The organism is Rhizobium bangladeshense (assembly GCF_017357245.1).
Taxonomy (GTDB): Bacteria; Pseudomonadota; Alphaproteobacteria; order Rhizobiales; family Rhizobiaceae; genus Rhizobium; species Rhizobium bangladeshense.
The window spans coordinates 1,044,841-1,067,030 of sequence record NZ_CP071612.1; the positions used below are offsets into that span (position 1 = coordinate 1,044,841).

The window sequence follows — 22,190 nt, forward strand, 5'->3', positions numbered from 1 at the left end:
TAATATCGCCTTATGCTAGCACGCCGCCCGCCGCTTCGCGCGCATAAATCTGCACGAGGCTTAAACTTAGTCATTGTGACAGGCAAAGAGCTTTGCTAATCAGGCGTCGATTTGTGAGCGCGGTTCGCCGCTCAAGCTCTGGTGGGGCGTAGCCAAGCGGTAAGGCAGCGGTTTTTGGTACCGCCATCCCCTGGTTCGAATCCAGGCGCCCCAGCCAATTTTTAAGTCTAATAAACAATCCTTAAGGCGATATGTTGCGGTGACGATACACCAGGTTCGTACATCGCCCGTCGACAACTAAGACTTGCCTTTCGTCCTTTACACAGCACGCTTCCCTGCTATCGTCGGCCCAGTTACTGGGAGCGCACGAGTGGCAAAAGAGAATAATGGTGACCTCGGCTTCACGGCCGAGCTTTTTAGGGCTGCAGATAAGCTTAGGGGCAATTTGGAGCCCTCGGAATACAAACATGTGGCGCTCGGCCTCATCTTCTTGAAATACATCTCCGATGCCTTTGATGGTCTTCATGCCAAGCTTGAGGCAGACGAATATGCCAATGCGGAAGACCCGGAGGAATATCTTGCGGAGAATGTCTTCTGGGTCCCGAGAGAGGCCCGCTGGAGCCATCTTCAGGCCAGTGCTAAGCGACCCGAGATCGGCAAGCTGATCGATGAGGCGATGGAGGCTATCGAGCGCTTCCCGTCGAACGAGGGGCTGAAGGGTGTTCTGCCGAAGAACTACGCTCGCCCAACGCTGAACAAAACCATGTTGGGGGAACTGATCGACCTATTCTCCAACATCGGGCTGCACGATTCCTCCGACACGGCGAAGGATTTGCTGGGCCGAGTCTACGAGTATTTCCTCTCCGGTTTCGCCAGCTCCGAAGGCAAGCGCGGTGGCGAGTTCTTCACACCGCGGTCCGTGGTGCGCACCCTTGTTGAGATGCTGGAGCCGTACAAGGGTCGCGTCTATGATCCCTGCTGCGGCTCAGGCGGCATGTTCGTACAGTCGGAAAAGTTCATCGAGGGGCATGGCGGGCGGCGCAATGACATTGCCGTCTATGGACAGGAGATCAACCACACCACCTGGCGCTTGGCCAAGATGAACCTCGCCGTGCAGGGCATCGATGCCGATATCCGCTGGAACAACGAGGGCAGCTTTCATCGCGATGAGTTGCCGGACCTGAAGGCCGATTTCATCCTCGCAAACCCGCCCTTCAATATTTCAGATTGGGGCGGCGAGCGGCTGGCGGATGATGCCCGCTGGAAGTTTGGCAAGCCGCCAAATGGCAATGCCAACTTTGGCTGGCTGCAGCACATCATCCATCACCTTGCCCCGCGCGGAACGGCTGGCGTGGTGCTGGCCAATGGCTCTATGTCCTCGCAACAATCTGGTGAAGGTGAGATCCGCAAGGCGATGATCGAAGCGGATCAGGTGGATTGCATGGTGGCCCTGCCGGGCCAGCTCTTTTATTCCACCCAGATCCCCGCCTGTCTCTGGATCTTGGCCCGCGACAAGAGCGCCAATGGCCACCGCGACCGGCGCGGCGAAATCCTCTTCATCGACGCCCGCAAGAGGGGCTTCATGGTGGACCGTGTACGCCGCGAGTTCACGGCAGAGGATGTCGAGAAGATCGCTGGCGTCTATCATCGGTGGCGCTCGAAGCCGGAAATGCGGGCGAAACATGGCTGGGCGGACTATGTGGACGAGCCGGGTTTCTGCAAATCCGCCAGCCTGGAAGAGGTGCGGAGCCACGGCCACGTACTGACGCCGGGCCGCTATGTGGCTGCTGCGGATGCGGAGGATGATGGGGTTTCGTTTGCGGAGAAGCTTGAGGGGTTACGAGAAACATTGGACATACAGTTCCAAGATGGCGAGCGGCTAAATGCAATAATCCGCCTTGTGTTGGGGCAAATCCCATGACCGCATCATTCCCCCATCGGGCATTAGCGGAAGTGACAGTGAACTTCGACGCCAAGCGTCGTCCAGTAAAATCGGCTGACCGCAAGCCTGGTCCGTTCCCGTATTATGGCGCTCAAGGCATTGCAGACCACGTTCACGATTACATCTTTGATGGCGAATACATGTTGGTGGCCGAAGATGGCGAGAACTTGCGCTCCCGAAAAGAACCTATCGCACTGCTGGCAAAGGGTAAATTTTGGGTAAATAATCATGCCCACATCCTACAAGGCAATAAGCAGGCCGACACACGTTTTTTGTACTACGCCATCAACCTGGCAGACATCTCGGGATACGTGACTGGTTCGACCATCCCGAAGCTTTCGCAGAGCAGCCTCAACCGTGTGATGGTTCCTTGCCCCTCGTTAGAAGAGCAAATGCAGATTGTTCGACTACTCGGCTCTTTGGACGACAAGATCGAACTGAATCGGCGAATGAACGAGACGCTGGAGGCGATGGCGCAAGCGATCTTCCGCGACTGGTTCGTGGATTTCGGCCCCACCCGCCGCAAGCTTGAAGGCGCAACCGATCCGCTCACCATTATGGGCGGCCTCGTGCAGGACACTGAGCGGGCACAAGCCCTTGCCGATCTATTCCCAACTGCGCTTGGGGATGATGAACTGCCGGAGGGGTGGAACGAGACCACCCTTCAAAGTTACGCTTCTCTGAATCCCGAAAGTTGGAGCCCGAAAACAGCTCCAGATCAGGTCGAGTATGTTGACCTTGCAAATACCAAGTGGGGAACGATCGAAAGCACCTCCGTGTACAGTTGGGAAGACGCCCCAAGCCGAGCGCGGCGCATCGTCCGATCTGGGGATACGATTGTCGGCACAGTCAGACCGGGCAATGGTTCCTACGCTTTTGTGGGGCGCAGCGGTTTAACTGCAAGTACCGGCTTCGCCGTTCTTCGCCCGAAGCAACCTGTTTTCAATGAGCTTGTGAACTGTGCTGCGACGTCGCCTGAGAACATTCAGAGGTTGGAAAAGCTTGCCGACGGCGGAGCGTATCCCGCTGTCAAGCCCGAGGTTGTTATCGCGACCACACTGCCGTTGGTTCCTAGCGATGTGGCGTCAGGCTTTTCCGGCTTCGCAGCTCCCATGTTTGCAAAAATGGAGTCATCCAAAGAGGAAAACCGGACCCTTGCAGCCACCCGCGACCTTCTCCTCCCCAAGCTGATGTCCGGCGAAATCCGTCTATCCGAGGCGGAAGGCCTGATGGAGGCGGCGCAGTGACCCAGGACATGCAGTTTAAGAAGCAAGTGGAAAAGCTGTTGGATCAGGTGGGACGGGAGCACCGTGCAAAGCATCAAGGCGTCTATGCCAGTAGATACGTCATCCACGTCACAGGCGGCGTACCATTTGAGGTAATGTACGAAAAGGGTACAAAGACGCCGCCGAACATCTGGTGTCTCGCCAAGGTCACCGACCATGTGGAGGGCGTTGACTGCGAGATCGACCGTGCAGACCGCCTGAACCGGGAGCCCGGTCAGTACGGACGTCACAGTGCCCTGGAGCACATGCCGCAACTGGCCTATGCCGACCTGGCCAAATTCGTGCCGAAGACGCTGGCCGACGTCCGGGCGATCATCAAAGCCCTCAAAAATCTTTCCGAATATCCTGAAAACCTGAAATCAGGCAGAGCATCCTCATGAGAATCAGCAGCATTCTGGAGAAGATCGACGAACGGCAGCTCTTTGTGCCGGCCTTCCAGCGCGAATATGTCTGGAAGAAGAAGGACGCCAAGCTACTGATCGACTCGATGATCAAGGGCTATCCGACGGGCACCATCCTTACTTGGGACACCAACCTACCGCCCGAACTGAAGGGTGGCCACATCTATGATCCACTCCAAGGCGCGATCAAGATCCTGCTCGACGGTCAGCAGCGGGTGACGACGCTTTACATGCTGATCCGCGGTGAGTTACCGCCCTACTATACGCTCGAAGAGATCACCGAGGACACGCGCGGCCTGCACATCAATGTCGAGACGCGAGAGATCGAATACTATCAGAGGCGGATGGAGGCCGATCCACGCTGGTTGAATGTCACGGACATTTTCAGCCGGACAAAGCGGGCACGCGACGTCGTCCGAGAGCTGGAACAGGCTGGGCGCCAAGTATCACGCCAGGAAGAAGACAATATCGATGATACGTTTTCTGCCGTGCAGGGCATTCTTGACCGGGAATTTCCCGAACAGAACATACCGATCAAGGCTTCATTGCGCGAAGCGATCGACATCTTTTACATTGTCAACGCAGGCGGCGTGGCGCTGACGGACGCCGAACTGGCATTGGCTCAGATCTCCGGATACTGGCCGCAGGCCCGTGAAGCCTTCAAGAAGAAACTCGACGCGCTGAAGAAGAATGGCTTCATCTTCAAGCTCGATTTCATCGTCTATGCGCTGCTAGCCATTCTGCATCAGGGCGGTTCCGATATGCGTAAATTGCATTCAGCCGACAACAACGATCAGATTCGGAAGGTATGGAAAGACCTCGACGGGCAGGTTCTGGACTATGTGGCGAACCTGCTGCGCGGCCATGCCTTCGTTGACCATACCGATGAAATCAACTCGATTTATGCGCTCATCCCAATCGTCGCCTATTGCCACCGGATGAACTGCAATCTGAGCCACAACGACATCCAGAAGGTGGTGAAGTGGTTTTATTATTCGCAGGTGCGCCGGCGCTACGTCAGCCAGCTTCCGCAGAAGCTTGACCACGATCTCAAGATCGTTGCGAGCAATGAGACCCCATTCGATCGACTGCTGGACGTCATCCGGGAGGACCGCGGCGGCAACATCGCCATCTCTCCAGACGAATTTATTGGCAGTGCCGTTCAGCACCCATTGTTTGGACTCCTGCGTTGGCACCTGAAAAGCCGTGGTGCAAAGTGCCTGACAACAGGCGTTTCGATCCACCAGCCGATGGGCGAGAAATACAGGCTGGAATACGACCACATCTTCGCCTTCGCCAATCTGAGGGCAGCCGGATATGGTCAAGAGAACAGACTTCGCTATCAATTGGCGCAGGAGCTGACGAACCGCGCCATTCTTACCCAGACCGCAAACCGATCTAAGGGTGCAAAGGAAACTGAAGCCTATCTGACTGGCGTCGCAGAGAACCAGCCAAACGCGCTCGCCTTGCAGCTCATACCGGATGATCGCGAGCTTTGGCAGATTGAGAACTACGAGCTCTTCCTCAAGACTCGCCGCAAAATGCTTGCTGACGGCCTGAATGCTTGGCTGCAAGGACTTGCCGAGACTCATGCAGTTGCGGAAAAAGTCTCGCTCGAAGACATGATTGCCGAGGGGGAGAACGAAGAGGTCGAGTTCAAGCAGTCCCTTCGCTGGGACATCAAGTTGGGCAACGTAAACAAGGAGCTGGAGGGGGTGATCATGAAAACGATCGCTGCCTTCGCGAATGCGCAGGGAGGTACGCTTCTGATCGGGATCGCCGACAATGGCGAGATCATGGGCTTGGATAATGATTACAAGTCTCTCAACGGCGGAAATCGGGACAAGTTCGAACTTCATCTCAAGACTCTGATCATCAATACGTTCGGCGAGGCCTTTGCTGCGACCAAGCTCAAGCTTGCTTTTCCCGAAGTTGGTGAGAAGGAAATCTGCCGGGTTGAAATCTTGCCGGCCAACAAGCCAATCTACATCAAGCTGGCGGACAAGGGTGGGGCTGCCCAGGACCGGTTTTACGTCCGGAATGGCAATTCTTCGCGCGAAATGACAGGCGACCAAGCCATCACCTACATCAAGGAGCGCTTCGTCTGAGATAGGCGGCGGGAGGGGCCTTATGGAAGATATTCTCTATCGGCAAACTTCGACCTCACCTTCCGGCTTCTCCGAAGGTCTCGTCGAAGAGGTCGTTCTCGCGACGTTTCAAGAGCTTGGCTACCTCTATCAGCCCTCGCAGGTCATCTCGCCGGATGGCTCCGCTCCAGCCCGTCTGGCGTATGGGGATGTGCTGCTTTCGGATGTGCTGGCCGCTGCCGTTCAGCGCCTGAACCCGAACATTCCGGCAGATGCCCGCGAACAGTCCATTCGCCAGCTTTCTCTGAGCGAAACACCGTCTCTGGTCGAAGAAAACCGCCGCATCCATCGCCTGATCACCGAGGGTGTCGATGTGGAGTTTGGCATTGGCGATGGAGAGGTGAAGGCCGACAAGCTGTGGCTCATCGACTTTGAGCAGCCGGAGAACAATGACTTCTGGGTGACCAGTCAGTTGACCGTGGCAGAGGGCAAATACACAAGGCGGCCCGATGTCATGGTTTTCGTCAACGGGCTGCCGCTTGGTATCATCGAGCTGAAGAACGCGGCGAGCGAAAACGCCACTATCAACGATGCCTACAATCAGCTTCAGACCTACAAGGAGCAGATCCCCTCGTTATTTCGCACTAATGCGGTGATGGTGGCCTCTGACGGAATGCTGGCGCGGATCGGCTCGCTGACGGCAGATGAAGAGCGCTTCATGCCTTGGCGGTCCGTTACCGGGGCCGAGAGCGATTTCACACCCCATGGCCCCTATGAGATGGACACGCTATTGCGGGGCGTTTTTGACAAGGAGCGCTTCCTCGCCCTGATCCGCGACTTCACGGTCTTTGGAGATCGCGGCGAAGGGCCGTTCAAAATCATTGCCGGTTACCATCAGTTCCATGGAGCCCGCAAAGCCATCACTAGCGCCATCGAGGCGGCAACGCCCGAGGGAGACCGCAAGATCGGCGTAATCTGGCACACGCAAGGCTCCGGTAAGAGCTTGCTGATGGCCTTCCTTGGCGGCCTGATCGTGCGCTCCCGCGAGCTGGAAAACCCAACGCTGATCGTACTGACCGACCGCAACGATCTGGACGACCAGCTCTTCGGCACGTTTAGCCTGTGCAAGGATCTGATCCGTCAGAACCCAGAGCAAGCAGACAGCCGCGAGGATCTGCGCCAGCTTTTGAACCGCGCTTCCGGTGGCGTGATTTTCACGACCGTGCAGAAGTTCACGCCGGAAAAGGGTGAAGAGGTGTTTCCGGTGCTGACCGAGCGCCGCAACGTCATCGTCATGGCCGATGAAGCGCACCGTAGCCAGTATGGTTTCGACGCCAAGCTGAACCGGGAAACCGGCGAGCGCCGCTATGGCTACGCCCATTACATCCGTCAGGCACTGCCGAACGCCTCCTTCATCGGCTTAACGGGGACGCCGATTGAAGCAGCGGACGTCAACACCCCGGCGATCTTCGGGCAATACATCGATATCTACGACATCAGCAGGGCGGTGGAAGACGGCGCTACAGTGCCGATCTATTACGAAAGCCGTTTGGCCAAGATCGAGTTGAACGAGGACGATAAGTCGACGATCGATGAGCAGATCGACGCCATGCTCGAGGACGAGACACTGACGGAGCAGGAAAAGCAGAAGGCTGAGTGGACTACGGTTGAGCGGCTGGTCGGCTCCAAGAGGCGGTTGGCTCAGGTTGCTGCCGATCTGGTGGAGCATCTGGAGAAGCGCATGGAAGGACTACCGGGCAAGGCCATGGCCGTCTGCATGAGCCGCCGCATTTGCGTCGATCTCTACAACGAGATCATTGCGCTCCGGCACGACTGGCATTCGGACGACGACGACAAGGGATCGGTAAAGATCGTCATGACCGGCTCAGCTTCCGACCCGCTCGAGTGGCAGCCGCATATAGGTAACAAGAGGCGTCGCGATGATCTCGCCAAGCGAGCACGTAAGCTCGATGATCCGTTAAAACTGGTCATCGTTCGTGACATGTGGCTGACGGGGTTCGATGCTCCCTGTATGCACACGATGTATATTGATAAGCCGATGCGCGGTCATGGGCTGATGCAAGCCATCGCCCGCGTGAACCGAGTGTTCAAGGAAAAGCCGGGCGGTCTGGTGGTCGACTATATTGGCATCGCCACCAACCTGAAGAAGGCTCTAGCCCAGTACTCGCAATCCGACCGCGAAAAGACAGGGATTGATGAAGAGGAAGCCATTGCCCTCTTGCTTGAGAAATACGAGATCGTACGGGGAATATTTAACGGGCACGATTACAGCCTAGGCGTGACGGGCAAACCTGTGGAGCGGTTGAAGGCGCTGGCGGATGGAATCGACTGGATCTTGAAATGGCAACAGGCGGAAGCGGCGAAGGTTGAAAGCCCGGAGGCGAAGAAGCAGGCGCATCGCCGCTATCAGGATGCTGTTCTGGAACTCAGCAAAGCCTATGCCCTGGCCTCTGCCAGCGATGAAGCGACTGAAATCCGCGACGAGGTAGGCTTCTTCCAAGCTGTTCGAGCTGCCCTGGTGAAGACCACGGCCACAGGCAAGATGTCCGACAAGGCAAAGTCGCTCGCAGTGGAACAGCTTCTCAATCAGGCCGTGGCCAATGCCGAGATCGTCGACATCCTAAAGGCGGCTGGGTTGCAGTCGCCGGATATCTCCGTTCTCTCCGATCAGTTCCTGATGGACGTCCAGAAGATGGAGAAGAAGAATCTGGCGCTTGAGGCCTTAAAGAAGCTTCTGAACGGGGAAATCAAGAGCCGGTCCAAGACCAACGTAGTGCAAGCCAAAACTTTCTCGCGGCGCCTCGAGGAAGCTGTTGCCCGCTACCATGCGAACGCGATTTCAACCGTCGAGATGATTCAAGAATTGATTGGCCTGGCAAAGGAGATGCAAGCGGCAGCTGCCCGAGGCGATGAACTGGGACTTTCCCCTGAAGAGATTGCGTTTTACGACGCCCTCGCTGGTAATGAAACAGCGGTGCAAGTTATGGGCAGCGAGCAATTGCGCGTGATCGCCCATGAGTTGGTGGAGCAAATGCGGGGCTCTGTCACGGTAGACTGGCAGCACAAGGCGAGCGCGAGAGCGAAAATGCGGGTCCTGGTGAAGCGCATACTCAAGAAATTCGGCTACCCGCCCGATCTGGAGCAGGAGGCCGTTCAAACTGTGCTGGCGCAAGCCGAGGTGCTGCTAAGGGAAGTCGTGAGCAATGGCGCCAGTTAAGGCAGTGACAATGGTGAGAGCTTGTCGAAAACACCACTATCGTGCAGCCTCAAACGCACTTTCATGAATTTCAGTGTGTGGGGAGCAAACTGGATGGGGAGCAAGGCTCAAGTAAGATCAATGCAACGAGGGGCAGCCAAGCGAGATCGTTCGCTCCCCGACAACACGCCTGATTACGCAAATGCTAAGCCGGTGTTGCGAAAGGAAGACTTGGCGCATTTTGGGCTGACCGAAGAACGGTTCGATCAGTTCGCCTCCAGCTTGACGGAGAAAATCATTGGATATGCGAAAGCCGGTTTTAAGAAGCCCGCGCAGGTGTCTCACCTTCTGAACAAGGAGCAAATTCGTACATGGGCGGGAAAAGAATGGAACCCGCGCCTCGTCTATTTTCTCCTCGCTCGGATTTACACTCGTGTGGCAGAGCGTGCTGCTGCCCGCATCATTGTCCCGGCCAAATCAAAGAGAGTGGACATATCGGCGATGCCGAGCAGAAGCGAGCGCCGGAGGTCTCCTCCGAAAGCGGCGGAAGCCCCCGTGCTGAATGTTCCTCTAACTTCAGAGGAAATGAGCCGCCGCTTGGAAGCCCTTCGCGCGCATTTCAACGAGCGCTGATGGCCTCTGGTCGGTGCTTGGCAAGCTTCGTAGCATGGGCATTATCGAACCGTATCTGAACTGGATCCTCTTGTGAGGGTACTTAAATCGGATGATGTATGTTGGCGTAGCTTTTTTTGATACCGAAAGCGCGGACACGACCGGGGAGCTGTCGAATGGAAATGGTTGGCGCTCTGGAGCATTGCCGCCAAAAACTTTGGGAGGATGTGCAGCGACTCGCCCAGGCAACGAGGAGGTTCTCGGCGACGACTTTGCATTCAATCGACCAAGCGGTGCCAGTCCTTGCTGATTACAGGAAGGAAATCTACGAAGAGCTGAACCAAATTCAGCACGAATACGCTCTCGTCAGGGCAATGGAATGGCTCAACGTCCATCGTCCAGACCTGGGAGGCCTTGTCTGGTACTGGAATCCCAGGGCTGGTGGGACGAAAGATGAGCCAGACTTACGTGGCGCGGACTTGGACGGCGTGCGGATATCAGCCGAAGTGACCACGTCGCCACATGCGAAGGGCGTGCTTCACAGCCGCATGAAAAGAACACTCGCAAAGCTTTCGCTCATGGAAGGGGAACACTTCTATTTTGTTGTCGGTACAAGAATAGAACGACAGGCTCAAACCAGCATCAGGAAGACGGGCTACAACATCGCTGTCGTCAATCTGGCAGAACGTGCCGCGCCCAAGTCCCCGGCATCGTCGTCTCATAACTTCAAGGCTGAGACGTGCTGACGGGGCAGAGGGGACTCTTGGCGGAGCCTTCTCAAAAACGTGCGGTGCAGACGTTGTCGGAGGTGAACAGTTCCTCACGTGGAGCACCTTTCGAAGAGCCGCACCCCGGTCAGCCCCGCCACCCTCTCCACCAGCGCCTCCTGAAACCCAACATCACGCACCTCCGCCGAGGCCTCCCGCTGCTGGCGATGATACCAATACCCGCCGCTCACCTTCGCAGCGTCGTCCTCGCTCGTCGCAAGCCATGTTTGCGTCAGATGCCCCATCTCCAGATCCGGCGCACCGGCGCCGCCCATTTTGGTCGGCACCCAGCCGGGATCCACCGCATTGCTGAGAACATCCGGCCAGTGGCGGGCGTTGGCGGCGGAAAGGGTGGCGATGTAGAGCTTGCTTTCGGAATAGGCCTGGCTGGCGTTCCATGGCCGCTTCTTCCAGTCGATGTCGTCGAGCGCGCTGCTGCCGCTGCGGTGCATGCCGCTGGTGAGATAGATCAGGCGGTGGGGCCGCGTGATCCAGGCGGTGAGGAGATAGGGGGCGAGCGTGTTGACCGCCAGCGTCTTGGCGTGACCTTCGGGTGTTTCGCCGCGGCTGCGCTCGAGGTAGATGCCGGCATTGTGGATGACGGCGTCCATGCGGCCGATGGCGTTGAACTGGTCGGCGATGGAGCGCGTTTCGACGGCGCTGGCGAGATCGCCGATGACGAGGCCGAGCGCGGCGGCTGAGGTCCTGCTATTGCCGCGGCGCGCTTGCGGGAGCAGGACGGCCAAAGTGACGGAGCGCAGATAGGAGATTTCGTCACACTCACCGCATTAAACGAGCTTGAGCCATTAGCCGCATGCGGCTAATGGCGTATGGAATGTGACGCGACCTTCGCTTGGTGCGCTATCGGCACCGATATTGACTTCAGACAGGTGAACGTCGACGTTCACGCCAAGTGAAAGCAAAAATCGAAGCAGCCTTTCTGCAGAGAATCCAGACAACCGACCTCGTACAATGTTCGAAACTTTGGCTTGATCGGTACACAACAGTTCAGCGACTTGCTTTTGTGTGTACTCACGCATCTGAATGACGCGCGTGATCTCCCGAGCGATCTCAATTTTGATCTCATCCTCGGGTGTGAGTTCAATGCCCAGGTCACGAAACACATTACCAGAGCTACGGACGATCGTCTCTCTATCGTCCTCACGTGCCGACATTTTTCTTCCTCTCAATCTTCTTTCCAAAGTTTTCCTCGTAGTGGGTCTGGGCTTGTTTTAGCCGCCTCTTAACGAGATCGATTTCCTGCTTTGGTGTTGATCGACCATTTTTCGATTTCTTCTTGAATGCGTGCAACACGTACACCGCCTCCTTAAAGCGCACCGTGTACACGGAGCGGTAGGTATCACCCATGTGGTCAACGATGATCTCGGGGACCATCGCGTTTCCGAACCCGGTGAGCGCGACCGCGTTGATGGCTTTGTCGCCTCGCTGAGCGAGATATAGAGAAAAGCCTATCTCTTCTTTAACCTCCCTTGGAAAATTACGAATTTCATCATTACTCGACCCGAGAAAAATGATCTGCTTCACGATTTCGCCCTTTAATTACCAGTCGGCATTTGCTGCCTATCATGATGGTCCCCTCCTCACCTCTGGCGGCAGGGCGAAAGCATATCACCCTCCTCGCTACGCAATATGCCAGATCTGGCATATTGCGTCAAGTGCTAAGGGGAATGATGTCTGGGCGGAGCGTGAGCGCCGTCTGGCTTACCCTCAATTTCGAAAGAGCCGAACCCCAGTCACGCCCACGAGCCTCTCCACCAACACCTCCTGAAACCCAACATCACGCACCTCCGCCGAGGCCTCCCGCTGCTGGCGATGATACCAATACCCGCCGCTCACTTTCGCAGCTTCCTCCTCGCTCGTCGCAAGCCACGTCTGCGTCAGATGCCCCATCTCCAGATCGTCAGGCGCGCCGGCGCCGCCCATTTTGGTCGGCACCCAGCCGGGGTCGACGGCGTTGCTGAGAACATCCGGCCAGTGGCGGGCGATGGCGGCGGAAAGCGTGGCGATGTAGAGCTTGCTTTCGGAATAGGCTTGGCTGGCGCTCCATGGCCGCTTCTTCCAGTCGATATCGTCAAGCGCGCTGCCGCCGCTGCGGTGCATTCCGCTGGTGAGATAGATCAGCCGGTCAGGCCGTGTGATCCAGGCGGTGAGGAGATAGGGGGCGAGGGTGTTGACTGCCAGCGTCTTGGCGTGACCTTCCGGGGTGTCACCGCGGCTGCGCTCAAGGTAGATGCCAGCATTGTGGATGACGGCGTCCATGCGGCCGATGGCGTTGACCTGCTCGGCGATCGAGCGGGTTTCCGCAGCACTGGCGAGATCGCCGATGACGAGGCCGAGGGCGGCGGCGGAGGTCTCGGCGATGGCGGCGGCGCGTTCGCGGGAGCGGGCGTGGAGGACGACCTCGTGGCCTTCGCGGATGAGGGTGCGGGCGGCGGCGAGGCCGAGGCCATCGGTGGAACCGGTGATGAAGATGCGGCTCATGGAGGTTCCTTTCGCAGGGGCGTGGGGTGGGGGCAGAGTGCTTGGGTATGGGTGCTTGGGTCAAGCCCGAGGACGACGGAGGTAGGGAGGACAGGATCGGCAAGAGGCGAGATGGTGGAGCAATTCCACCAGCGTGTGGGTGCGATTTTGCCTGTGGTTCTGCCCCTCACCCTAGCCCTCTCCCCGTTCTGACGGGGAGAGGGGACGTGCCCTGCGGAACGTGGGGGAGGGACGGAGAGGGTGCGGCATATCCCCTTCGCCCCGTTTACGGGGAGAAGGTGCCGGCAGGCGGATGAGGGGCGTTTTTTGCGGTGATTTCAGCGGGTTGTCGCAAATACCCGTCGAGATCATCGGTGGCGTGCTTGGATCCTCGGCTCAAGGCCGAGGACGACGGAGAGTGGGGTGGGGCTTAGGCTAGAACCGCAAGGCGGGTAATCAGATGATACCGCTTCCTCTCTACGTCATTCTACCAAACACGGCTCTTTCGACGTCCGCTCGTCCTCCGACCTCACTCCACCCCAGACCACCTCACATCCCCTGCCGCCGCAGCTCCGCCCCCGCCGCAATCGTCTGCACCAGCTCGTCCACCTCGCGCGCCAGCCGCTCCAGCGGCAGGCCGACGAAGCGGCCTTCGAGGCTGATGCTGACCACCCCATGCACCGCGCCGAACAACGTGCGCGCCCGAATGGCGCGGTCTTCGGCCGGCATGTCGGGTTGCAGTTCGGCGAGCGGTTCGGCGATCACGTCCATCAGGAAGAGGTGTTCGTCGAGGTGCCATTGCGGCGTCGGGCTGGTGGCGGGGGGGAAGTGGTCGAACAGCGCCTTCCAGAGATTGCGGTGTTCCACCGCGAAGGCGAGGTAGCCCTGGGCGAGGTTGCGCAGGCGATCGGTCGGGCTTTTGCCCCTGGCCTCGTCAAGCGTCAGCCGGGCCTCCAGCGCCTTCAGCGTTGCGGAATTCACATGGATGACGAGCTCGGCGAGGTCGGTGAAGACGGTGTAGAGGCCGCCCAGCGCGCAGCCGGCATCCTGGGTGATGTCGCGGGCGCGCAGGTTGGCAAGGCCGTCGCGGGCGATGCGCTCGCGCGCCGCCTCGATCAGCCGGGCCTTCAGGTCCTCGCGTTTTTCTTCTCGTCTGCCGGCCATTAACCATTTCCCTTCGAATTTCTGAACGACGTTCAAAAAATAGCTTGAACGTCGTTCATGATTCTGCCATAACTCATCTCGTGAACAACGTTCATAAACCGGAGGACAGAAATGTTCAAATTGATTTCCACATTGCTGCGGGGCAGGGCGCATGATGCCGAGCAGGCTTTCGCCGATCGCAACGCCGTGCCGCTGCTGGCCCAGCAGATCCGTGATGCGGCGCAATCGATCCAGACGGCGCGGCGCAGCGTCGCCGTCGCCATCGCCCAGAACGAGCAGGAGAAGGCGCAGCATCAGACGATCCTCGCCCGCATCGCCGATCTCGAAACCCGCGCCACCGCGGCACTCACCAAGGGCAATGAAGGCCTGGCGCGGGAAGCGGCCGAGGCGATCGCCTTTCTCGAGGCCGAGCGCGACGCGTCGGAACAGGCGCAGAGCCAGTTCACCACATCGATCGCCAAGCTGAAGGGCATCGTCAGGGATGCCGAGGCGCGGCTGCAGGCGCTGCAGCGCGGTGAGCGGCTGGCCCGCGCCACGCAAGAGGCGCAGAAGCTCGATGTCGCAGTCGCCGGCCCCGGCCTCGCGACGCTCGACGAAGCCGACGAGACGCTGGCCAGGCTTCGCCTTCGCCAGAGCCAGAACGAGCTGACGGCGGCGGCGCTGAAGGAGATGGAAAGCGCCACGCGGCCGGCCGGCATCATCGAAAAGCTTGCCAATGCCGGCTGCGGCGCGCCGCTCACCTCATCGGCCGATGACGTGCTCGCCCGGTTAAAGAGCCGCATCACGCCGGCCGCCTGACATCGTCATCCCACCATCCACCCCTAGAAATTAAAGGGTCACTGAAATGAACGACAGTTTCCAGAAACATTCCGCCAGCTGGGTCAGCTTCTCCTACATCTCCTTCGGCGCCGCCGCCTTCATGCTGGCGCTCGGCCTCTACATGATGCCGCTCGATCTTTGGGGGAAGGGCTATCTCGCCATGGGCATATTGATGCTGGTGCAGACGACGGTGAATATCACCAAGACGCTGCGCGACAATGCCGAATCCGAGAAGCTGATCCGCAAGGTCGAGGATGCCCGCACCGAAAAGCTGCTGGTCAAATTCAATCGTAGCGATGAAGATTGATCTTCCTTAACCACATCGCAGAGTTGTTATCGCGCTCAACTTTTGCGTAACAACTCTGTGGCCTTCTCTGCCCACCAAAAGAGGGTCCCGCCGTGCAAACCAATCTGATGACATCGCGGAAATTCGCGCCGCTGTTCTGGACGCAGTTCCTGACCGCCTTCAACGACAATTTCCTCAAGAATACTTTGGTATTCCTCATCCTCTTCAAGATGTCGGCGAGCGAGGGGGCAGCACTGGCGACGCTGGCCGGCGTCATCCTCATCGTGCCCTTCCTGCTGCTTTCGGCGCTGGGCGGCGAGATCGCCGACAAGCACGACAAGGCCAAAATCGCCGAGCTGTTGAAACGTTGCGAGATCGGCATCGCCGCCCTTGCCGTCGTCGGCCTCGGCTTCTCCTCCATTTCAGTGCTGATGGTGGCGCTCTTCGGCTTCGGCGTCGTCTCGGCGCTGTTCGGGCCGATCAAATACGGCATCCTGCCCGATCATCTCGAACGCCGCGACCTGCCGAAGGCCAATGCCTGGATCGAGGGCGGCACCTTCATCGCCATTCTCGGCGGCACGATCATCGCAGCCCTTGCCTTTTCCAGCGGCGACAATGTGCTGCTGTTCGGCTCGATGATGATGGGGCTGTCGCTGCTCTGCTGGCTTTCGGCCCGGATGATCCCGCCGACAGGCTCCAAGGCGCCGGATCTTCAGATCGACCGCAATGTCATCCGCTCCAGCTACACGCTGGTCATGGAAATCCGTGAGGACAAGAGGCTGTGGCGTTCGGCGCTGATGAACTGCTGGTTCTGGCTGGTCGGCGCCTTCATTCTCTCCATCCTGCCGACCATGGTGACCGAGCTGCTGGGTGGCTCCGAGCTCGTCGTGCCGGCCTATCTCACCGTTTTTGCGATCGCCGTCGCCGTCGGCTCCGGCATCGCCGCCTGGATGTCGGCGGGCCGCATCGTGCTGCTGCCGGCCCCGGTCGGCACCGCGCTGCTCGGCCTCTTCAGCCTCGATCTCGCCTGGAACCTCTGGGGATTGGCTTCGACCTCGCACGCGACGACCATCCTCGCCTTTTTCGCCGGCGAAAATACCATCCGCGTCGCCATCGATCTCGCCGGCATGGCGATCTCGGGCGCCTTCATCGCCGTTCCCACTTTCGCCGGCCTGCAGAGCTGGGCGCATGAAGATCGCCGCGCCCGCGTCATCGGCGCCGCCAACGTGCTTTCGGCGCTGTTCATCACCGTCGGCCTCGGTCTCGTCGCCGTCATCCAGGCGCTCGGCGCCAGCATTCCTCAGATCCTGATCGGCCTCGGCATCGTCAATTTCGCTGTCGCCTGGCTGATGCTGAAGACGCTGCCGACCAATGCCTTCCGCGATTTCATCTCGATCCTGTTCCGCGCCTTCATGCGGCTCGAGGTCGAGGGGCTGGAGAATATCAAGAAGGCCGGCCCGGCGCCGATCATTGCGCTGAACCATGTCAGCCTGCTCGATGGGGCCTTGGCGCTCGCCATCACCGAGGAAGAGCCCACCTTTGCCGTCGATTACAAGATCGCCCAGGCTTGGTGGGTGCGCCCCTTCCTGAAAATGTGCAAATTCCTGCCGCTCGACCCGACAAAGCCGATGGCGACGCGCTCGCTGATCAAGGTGGCGCAGGAAGGCAGCCCGATCGGCATCTTCCCCGAAGGCCGGCTGACGGTGACCGGCACGCTGATGAAGGTCTATGACGGTGCGGCCATGGTCGCCGACAAGACCGGCTCGATGGTGGTGCCGGTCAAGATCGACGGGCTGGAGAAGACCTATTTCTCCTACCTCGACAACGGCAAGATCCGCCGCCGGCTGTTTCCCAAGGTCAAGGTCACCATTCTCGAGCCGGTGAAGCTCGAGGTGGAGCCGGAGCTGAAAGGCCGCAAGCGCCGCACGGCGGCGGGTGCCGCCCTCTACCAGGTGATGTCGAACCTGCTGTTCCGCACCGCCGATACCTCGTCCACCGTGTTCGACCGCGTCGTTCAGGCCGGCCGCGAATTCGGCATGGGCAAGCTCGCCGTCGAAGATCCGGTCACCGGCCGGCTGACCTATGGCAAGCTGCTGACCGGTGCCGCCGTGCTCGGCGCCAAGTTCCGCGCCCGTTTCCCGGAGAAGAACCTCGGCGTCATGCTGCCGAATGCCAATGGCGCCGCCGCCACCATTCTCGGCGTCATGACGGCGGGCAAGGTTCCGGCGATGCTGAACTTCACCGCCGGTGCCACCAATATCCTCTCTGCCTGCAAGGCGGCTGAGGTGAAACACGTGCTGACCTCGCGCGCCTTCGTCGCCCAGGCCAAACTCGGTCCTGTGATCGAGGAGCTGGAAAAGCAGCTGACGGTCGTCTGGCTCGATGATCTGAGAGCCGAAATCTCATTCAAGGACAAGCTCATCGGCCTGCTCCGCAAGGCCCGGCCGCTCGTCAAGCGCCAGGCCGACGATCCGGCCGTCATCCTCTTTACGTCAGGCTCGGAAGGCACGCCGAAGGGCGTGGTGCTGACCCACCGCAACATCCTGTCGAACGCCGCCCAGGCCGCCGCCCGCATCGATTTCCACAGCGGCGACAAGGTGTTCAACATCCTGCCCGTCTTCCATTCCTTCGGGCTGACGGCCGGCACCGTGCTGCCGCTGATCTCGGGCGTGCCGGTCTATTTCTATCCCTCGCCGCTGCATTACCGCATCGTGCCGGAGCTGATCTATGTCTCCAATGCCACGATCATCTTCGGCACCGACACCTTCCTCAACGGTTATGCCAGGACGGCGCATCCTTACGATTTCCGCTCGATCCGCTACATCTTCTCCGGCGCCGAGCCGGTGAAGGCTTCGACCCGCCACACCTATATGGAAAAATTCGGCCTGCGCATCCTCGAAGGTTACGGCGTCACCGAGACCGCGCCTGTCATCTCGATCAACACGCCGATGTACAACCGCTCCGGCACGGTCGGCAAAATCCTGCCGGGCATGGAATGGAAGCTCGAGCCGGTGCCCGGCATCGACGAGGGCGGCCGGCTGCATGTGCGCGGCGCCAATGTCATGGCCGGTTATCTCCGTGCCGAAAAGCCCGGCGTGCTCGAGCCGCTCGCCGATGGCTGGCACGACACCGGCGACATCGTCAGCATCGACGAGGACGGCTTCGTCAAGATCCGCGGCCGCGCCAAGCGCTTCGCCAAGATCGGCGGCGAAATGGTGTCGCTGGCGGCGATCGAGGCGCTTGCCGCCGAGCTCTGGCCGGGCGCACTCTCGGTCGTCTCGTCGCTCCCCGACGCCAAGAAGGGCGAGCGCCTGGTGCTGCTCACCGACGCGCCGACCGCCACCCGCCCCGAATTCCTCGCCTTCGCCAAATCGAAGGGCGCCATGGACATGATGGTCCCGGCCGAGGTCACCATCGGCAAGGTGCCGGTGCTGGGCTCCGGCAAGGTCGATTTCGTCGCGGCGCGCAAGCTGGCGGAGGGGGCGGTGCAGAAGGAGGAGGCGGCGTAGCGCTTGCGTTGGGTTGGGGGAGGGCGCCAGCTCTCCTCCGTCATCCCAGGGCTCGACCCTGGGATCCATGCGGGCGGCGCTGAGGCTTGTGTGGCGCTGCATCTGCCGAACCTTCCTCACCGCTGTTGAGCCGATGCGCCGCGGTACCACATCGCATCCGCGCTGGCCGGATTTATGCATCCCGGCACCACCTTTCCCCTGCGTTGGCGGCTTATGCGGGCACCACCTCGCTTCCGCGTTGGCGGCTTTATGTATTCCAGCGCCACCTCTCGTCCGCGCCGGCTTGTGCGTCCGGCACCACCTCTCCTCCGTCATCCCAGGGCTTGACCCTGGGATCCATGCGGCTGGCACTACGTGAATTGATGGAGGCCGTCTGCGGGAAATTAGTAAAGCCGCGTGGGTGGCTGTGGATCCCAGGGTCAAGCCCTGGGATGACGGAGTGTGGGGTTGGCGTTCTCGCCCAGCGCGCCGCCGGTGCAGCTTATGCGACGCTTTTGCCGCAGCCGAGGCGAGCTTTTGGCGCAGCACCGCCGGCGAAGGGTGAGGCGCCGCTTTCGTGGCTCCATCGCGCCGGTGAGGCTTTGTGTCGAGGCACCACCTCTCCTCCGTCAGAAGCTTAATCGCGCCTGCGGAGGCGGCCTGTTCAGCCACCACCTCTCCTCCGTCATCCCAGGGCTTGACCCTGGGATCCATGCGGCTGGCTCTGCGGGAATTGATTTGTGCCGCTGAGGGAAAACAATTGAAGACGCGCGCCTGTCTGTGGCTCCCAGGGTCAAGCCCTGGGATGACGGAGTGTGGGGTTGGCGTTCTCGCCAAATGCACTGCTGGCGCAGCTTAAGAGCCGGCGCAGCTTGTGGGATGTCGCCTTTGCCGAGGCTTCATCGCCGCTGCTGAGCCGATGGGTCACGGCACCACCTCCGGGTTGTGCGTCCCGGCACCACCTCTCGTCCGCGCCGTCTTGTGCGTCCCGCCACCACCTCTCCTCCGTCATCCCAGGGCTTGACCCTGGGATCCATGCGGCTGGCACTCGTGGACTGATCGCCTCCAACTGCAGGGAAACAACTGAAGCCGCGTGCCTGGCTGTGGATCCCAGGGTCAAGCCCTGGGATGACGGAGTGTGGGGTTGGCGTTCTCGACCAAATGCACCGCTGGCGCAGCTTGAGAACCGGCGCAGATTGTGCGGCGTCGCTTTTGCCGAGGCTTGTGCGGCGCCGCTTTGCCGCAGCTTCCTCACCGTTGCTGAGCCGATGCGTTGCGGCACACCTCGCTTCCGCGCTGGCGCACTTATGCCTCCCGCCACCACCTCCCGTCCACGCGGGTGGACTTATGCGTCCCGGCACCACCCCTCGTCCGCGCCGGCTTGTGCGTTCCGCCACCACCTCTCCTCCGTCATCCCAGGGCTTGACCCTGGGATCCATGCGGCTGGCGCTGCAGGAGACGCGGCCGGCATTACCCCAGCGTAAGATAGAGATCTTCCCACTCGGGATTCATCGCCTCGACCAGGTCGATCTTCCATTGCCGGTTCCACCGCTTCAACGATTTCTCGCGCTGGATCGCGCTGCCGATGTCCCAATGCTCCTCGTACCAGACGAGGCGGGTGCAGCCATATTTCCAGGCAAAACCCGGCGTCAGCCCTTCGCGGTGCTCATAGATGCGGCGCTCCAGATCGGAGGTCACGCCGATATAGAGCGTACCGTTTTTCTGGTTGGTGATGATGTAAACATATCCTGCCATTTGCGCAGAGTGCCTGGTCGTGGATCCCAGGGTCAAGCCCTGGGATGACGGAGTCTGGGTTGGCGTTCTCGACCAAATGCACCGCTGGTGCAGATTGAGCGCCGGGGCAGCTTGTGGGATGTCGCTCGCGCCGAGGCTTGTGCGGCGTCGCTTTTACCGGCGCCTCATTGCGCCGCTAAGCCGAGCGTCCCGCACCACCTCTGTTGCGCGCGGTCGGACTTATGCGTCGCGGCACCATCTCTCCTTCGCACCGGCGGTCTTATGCGTGCCGGCACCACCTCTCCTCCGCGCTGGCTGGCTTTCGCGTCCCGCCACCACCTCTCCTCCGTCATCCCAGGGCTTGACCCTGGGATCCATGCGGCTGGCGCGTGTGGAGTGATGGAGTGCAGCTGCAGGAGATTATTCAAGCCGCGTGCCCGGCTATGGATCCCAGGGTCAAGCCCTGGGATGACGGAGGGTGGGATTGCCTTTGTTGCCAAACGCACTGCCGGCACAGCTTGAAGCCCTGGGATGACGGAGGAGAGGTGGGTGCCGGGACGCAGAAGCCCGTCGCTGCAGTGTTTCAACTCGTCGGCGCCACCTCCGGCTTCTTCAGTCGCAGGATGAGAACCAGCGGCACGGCGAGCGCGTAGACGGCGACGACCGAGAGCCAGATGGCGCCCGGCCATGCCTGCCGGACGAGGAAATAGATGCTGGAAAAGCCAAGCGGCGCGGCGATAGAGGCGAGGCTGACGGCCGAGGCGAGCACGCCCTGGAACTGGCCTTGCCTGGATTCGTCCACCTGCCTTGTTGCCAGCGACTGCAGCGCCGGCACGCCGATGCCGCCGAGGGTGAAGACCGGCATGATGGCGAAGATCATCCAGCTCCGGCTAGCGAAGGCCATGACGGTGAGCGCGATGGAGACGCCGGCGACGCCGGTCAGGATCGCCCCGCGTTCGCCGAACAGCTTGACGGCCGGTCCCGGCAGGAAGGCCTGGGCGAGCGTCTGGCAGAGGCCGAAGGCGCCGAGCGACAGCCCGATCGACAGCCCGTCCCAATGGAAGGCGTCGCTGCCCCACAGCGCCCAGCAGGTGCCGTAGGCCTCGCCAGTGGCGCTGAAGAGGAAGAAGAGGATGATGACGGGCAGCAGGCTCTTGACCTCGAGCACGGCGCTGAGCGGCTTCAGCGGATTGAGCGCCGACAGCGCGATCCTTTCGCGGCTGCCCGGGCGCGATTCCGGCAGGACGAAGAGGGCGAGCAGCAGGTTGGCGCCGTTCAGCGCGGCGGCTGCGATGAAGGGCAGCCGCAGCCAGTGATCGCCGAGCACGCCGCCGAGGACCGGGCCGATGATGAAGCCGAGGCCGAACATGGCGTTGAACAGGCCGAAGCGGCGGGCGCGTTTCTCCTCCGGCGATATGTCGGTGATATAGGCGGTGGCCACCGAGACGTTGGCGCTTGTCAGGCCGGCGATCGCCCGGCCGATGAAGAGCAGCAGCAGGTTGGGCGCAAAGGCGAGGAACAGGTAGTTGACGGCTGCACCGGCAAGCGAAATCAGCAGCACCGGCCGGCGGCCGAGCCGGTCGCTCAGCGCCCCGAGCACCGGCGCGAAGACGAACTGCATCACAGCATAAAGCGCGGTCAGCGTGCCGATATAGGGCGCGACGTTGTCGGCGTGGGTGATCTCCTGCAAGAGCTGCGGCAGGAGGGGGAAGATGAGGCCGATGCCGACGGCATCGAGGACAATGGCGGTAAAGATGACGGTGAGGGATCTGGTCATGGGTGCGTTCCGTGGTCGACGCAAGCCGGGAGGCTCGCCAGCGCATCCCTGATTTCGTTCAAATCACGGAATTGCGTCGCGACGCCGAGGGCTCACGATGAGGCCTGATCTGGTCAGGCGTTGGTTTCA

General features: G+C 60.3%; 16 protein-coding genes, 1 tRNA gene and 1 pseudogene. 11 read left to right on the forward strand and 7 right to left on the reverse strand.

What is annotated here, in order from left to right; translation table 11 throughout:
* The first annotated feature begins 142 nt into the window (after positions 1–142).
* The 8 genes from J2J98_RS05020 (at position 143) to J2J98_RS05055 (ending at position 10,291) form a co-directional block, all read left to right on the forward strand.
* Positions 143–217 (forward strand) — tRNA-Gln (locus J2J98_RS05020).
* Between the two features lie 153 nt (positions 218–370).
* Complete coding sequence (locus J2J98_RS05025; protein WP_207603084.1) at positions 371–1,921, forward strand: class I SAM-dependent DNA methyltransferase; 1,551 nt, start codon at positions 371–373, stop codon at positions 1,919–1,921.
* Positions 1,918–3,189, forward strand: coding sequence for a restriction endonuclease subunit S (locus J2J98_RS05030; protein ID WP_207602499.1), 1,272 nt, complete (start codon positions 1,918–1,920; stop codon positions 3,187–3,189). The genes J2J98_RS05025 and J2J98_RS05030 overlap by 4 nt, the downstream gene beginning before the upstream one ends.
* A complete protein-coding gene (locus tag J2J98_RS05035; protein WP_207602500.1) occupies positions 3,186–3,608 on the forward strand; it encodes a hypothetical protein in 423 nt (140 codons plus the stop codon). The genes J2J98_RS05030 and J2J98_RS05035 overlap by 4 nt, the downstream gene beginning before the upstream one ends.
* A gap of 44 nt (positions 3,609–3,652) precedes the next feature.
* Positions 3,653–5,737 (forward strand): GmrSD restriction endonuclease domain-containing protein, encoded by a 2,085-nt coding sequence (locus J2J98_RS05040; protein WP_246569392.1) that lies wholly within the window; start codon positions 3,653–3,655, stop codon positions 5,735–5,737.
* A 22-nt stretch (positions 5,738–5,759) separates the two neighbouring features.
* Positions 5,760–8,954, forward strand: a complete 3,195-nt coding sequence (locus J2J98_RS05045) for a type I restriction endonuclease subunit R (protein WP_207602502.1) — start codon at positions 5,760–5,762, stop codon at positions 8,952–8,954.
* Positions 8,955–9,047: 93 nt separating this feature from the next.
* Positions 9,048–9,566 (forward strand): hypothetical protein, encoded by a 519-nt coding sequence (locus tag J2J98_RS05050; RefSeq protein ID WP_207602503.1) that lies wholly within the window; start codon positions 9,048–9,050, stop codon positions 9,564–9,566.
* A 155-nt stretch (positions 9,567–9,721) separates the two neighbouring features.
* Positions 9,722–10,291 (forward strand): hypothetical protein, encoded by a 570-nt coding sequence (locus J2J98_RS05055; RefSeq protein WP_207602504.1) that lies wholly within the window; start codon positions 9,722–9,724, stop codon positions 10,289–10,291.
* A 74-nt stretch (positions 10,292–10,365) separates the two neighbouring features.
* On the opposite strand, the pseudogene J2J98_RS05060 reads toward J2J98_RS05055, so the two are convergent.
* From J2J98_RS05060 to J2J98_RS05080, 5 genes and pseudogenes are all read right to left on the reverse strand, one after another.
* Positions 10,366–11,045 (reverse strand): annotated as a pseudogene (locus J2J98_RS05060) (SDR family oxidoreductase); the annotation flags it as partial.
* Positions 11,046–11,118: 73 nt separating this feature from the next.
* Positions 11,119–11,487 (reverse strand): helix-turn-helix domain-containing protein, encoded by a 369-nt coding sequence (locus J2J98_RS05065; protein WP_207602505.1) that lies wholly within the window; start codon positions 11,485–11,487, stop codon positions 11,119–11,121.
* Positions 11,474–11,857: a type II toxin-antitoxin system RelE/ParE family toxin gene (locus J2J98_RS05070; RefSeq protein ID WP_246569394.1), complete on the reverse strand. Its 384-nt coding sequence runs from the start codon at positions 11,855–11,857 to the stop codon at positions 11,474–11,476. The genes J2J98_RS05065 and J2J98_RS05070 overlap by 14 nt, the downstream gene beginning before the upstream one ends.
* Positions 11,858–12,040: 183 nt before the next feature.
* The gene (locus tag J2J98_RS05075) at positions 12,041–12,814 is read right to left on the reverse strand and encodes an SDR family NAD(P)-dependent oxidoreductase (RefSeq protein ID WP_207602506.1); all 774 of its coding nucleotides are present in this window, start codon (positions 12,812–12,814) and stop codon (positions 12,041–12,043) included.
* A 528-nt stretch (positions 12,815–13,342) separates the two neighbouring features.
* Positions 13,343–13,957: a TetR/AcrR family transcriptional regulator gene (locus J2J98_RS05080; RefSeq protein ID WP_097597583.1), complete on the reverse strand. Its 615-nt coding sequence runs from the start codon at positions 13,955–13,957 to the stop codon at positions 13,343–13,345.
* 111 nt (positions 13,958–14,068) lie between these two features.
* On the opposite strand from J2J98_RS05080, the gene J2J98_RS05085 reads away from it, so the two are divergent.
* The 3 genes from J2J98_RS05085 to J2J98_RS05095 all read left to right on the forward strand — a co-directional run bounded on the left by J2J98_RS05085 (position 14,069) and on the right by J2J98_RS05095 (position 18,571).
* Positions 14,069–14,755: a PspA/IM30 family protein gene (locus J2J98_RS05085; protein ID WP_207602507.1), complete on the forward strand. Its 687-nt coding sequence runs from the start codon at positions 14,069–14,071 to the stop codon at positions 14,753–14,755.
* A gap of 46 nt (positions 14,756–14,801) precedes the next feature.
* The gene (locus tag J2J98_RS05090; RefSeq protein ID WP_011424367.1) at positions 14,802–15,083 is read left to right on the forward strand and encodes a YiaA/YiaB family inner membrane protein; all 282 of its coding nucleotides are present in this window, start codon (positions 14,802–14,804) and stop codon (positions 15,081–15,083) included.
* A gap of 92 nt (positions 15,084–15,175) precedes the next feature.
* Positions 15,176–18,571, forward strand: coding sequence for an acyl-[ACP]--phospholipid O-acyltransferase (locus J2J98_RS05095; protein ID WP_207602508.1), 3,396 nt, complete (start codon positions 15,176–15,178; stop codon positions 18,569–18,571).
* A gap of 1,449 nt (positions 18,572–20,020) precedes the next feature.
* Here the strand turns inward: J2J98_RS05095 and J2J98_RS05100 are convergent.
* Positions 20,021–20,305, reverse strand: a complete 285-nt coding sequence (locus J2J98_RS05100; protein ID WP_207602509.1) for a GIY-YIG nuclease family protein — start codon at positions 20,303–20,305, stop codon at positions 20,021–20,023.
* Between the two features lie 562 nt (positions 20,306–20,867).
* The gene (locus J2J98_RS05105; protein WP_207602510.1) at positions 20,868–22,061 is read right to left on the reverse strand and encodes a TCR/Tet family MFS transporter; all 1,194 of its coding nucleotides are present in this window, start codon (positions 22,059–22,061) and stop codon (positions 20,868–20,870) included.
* Positions 22,062–22,190: the final 129 nt, after the last annotated feature.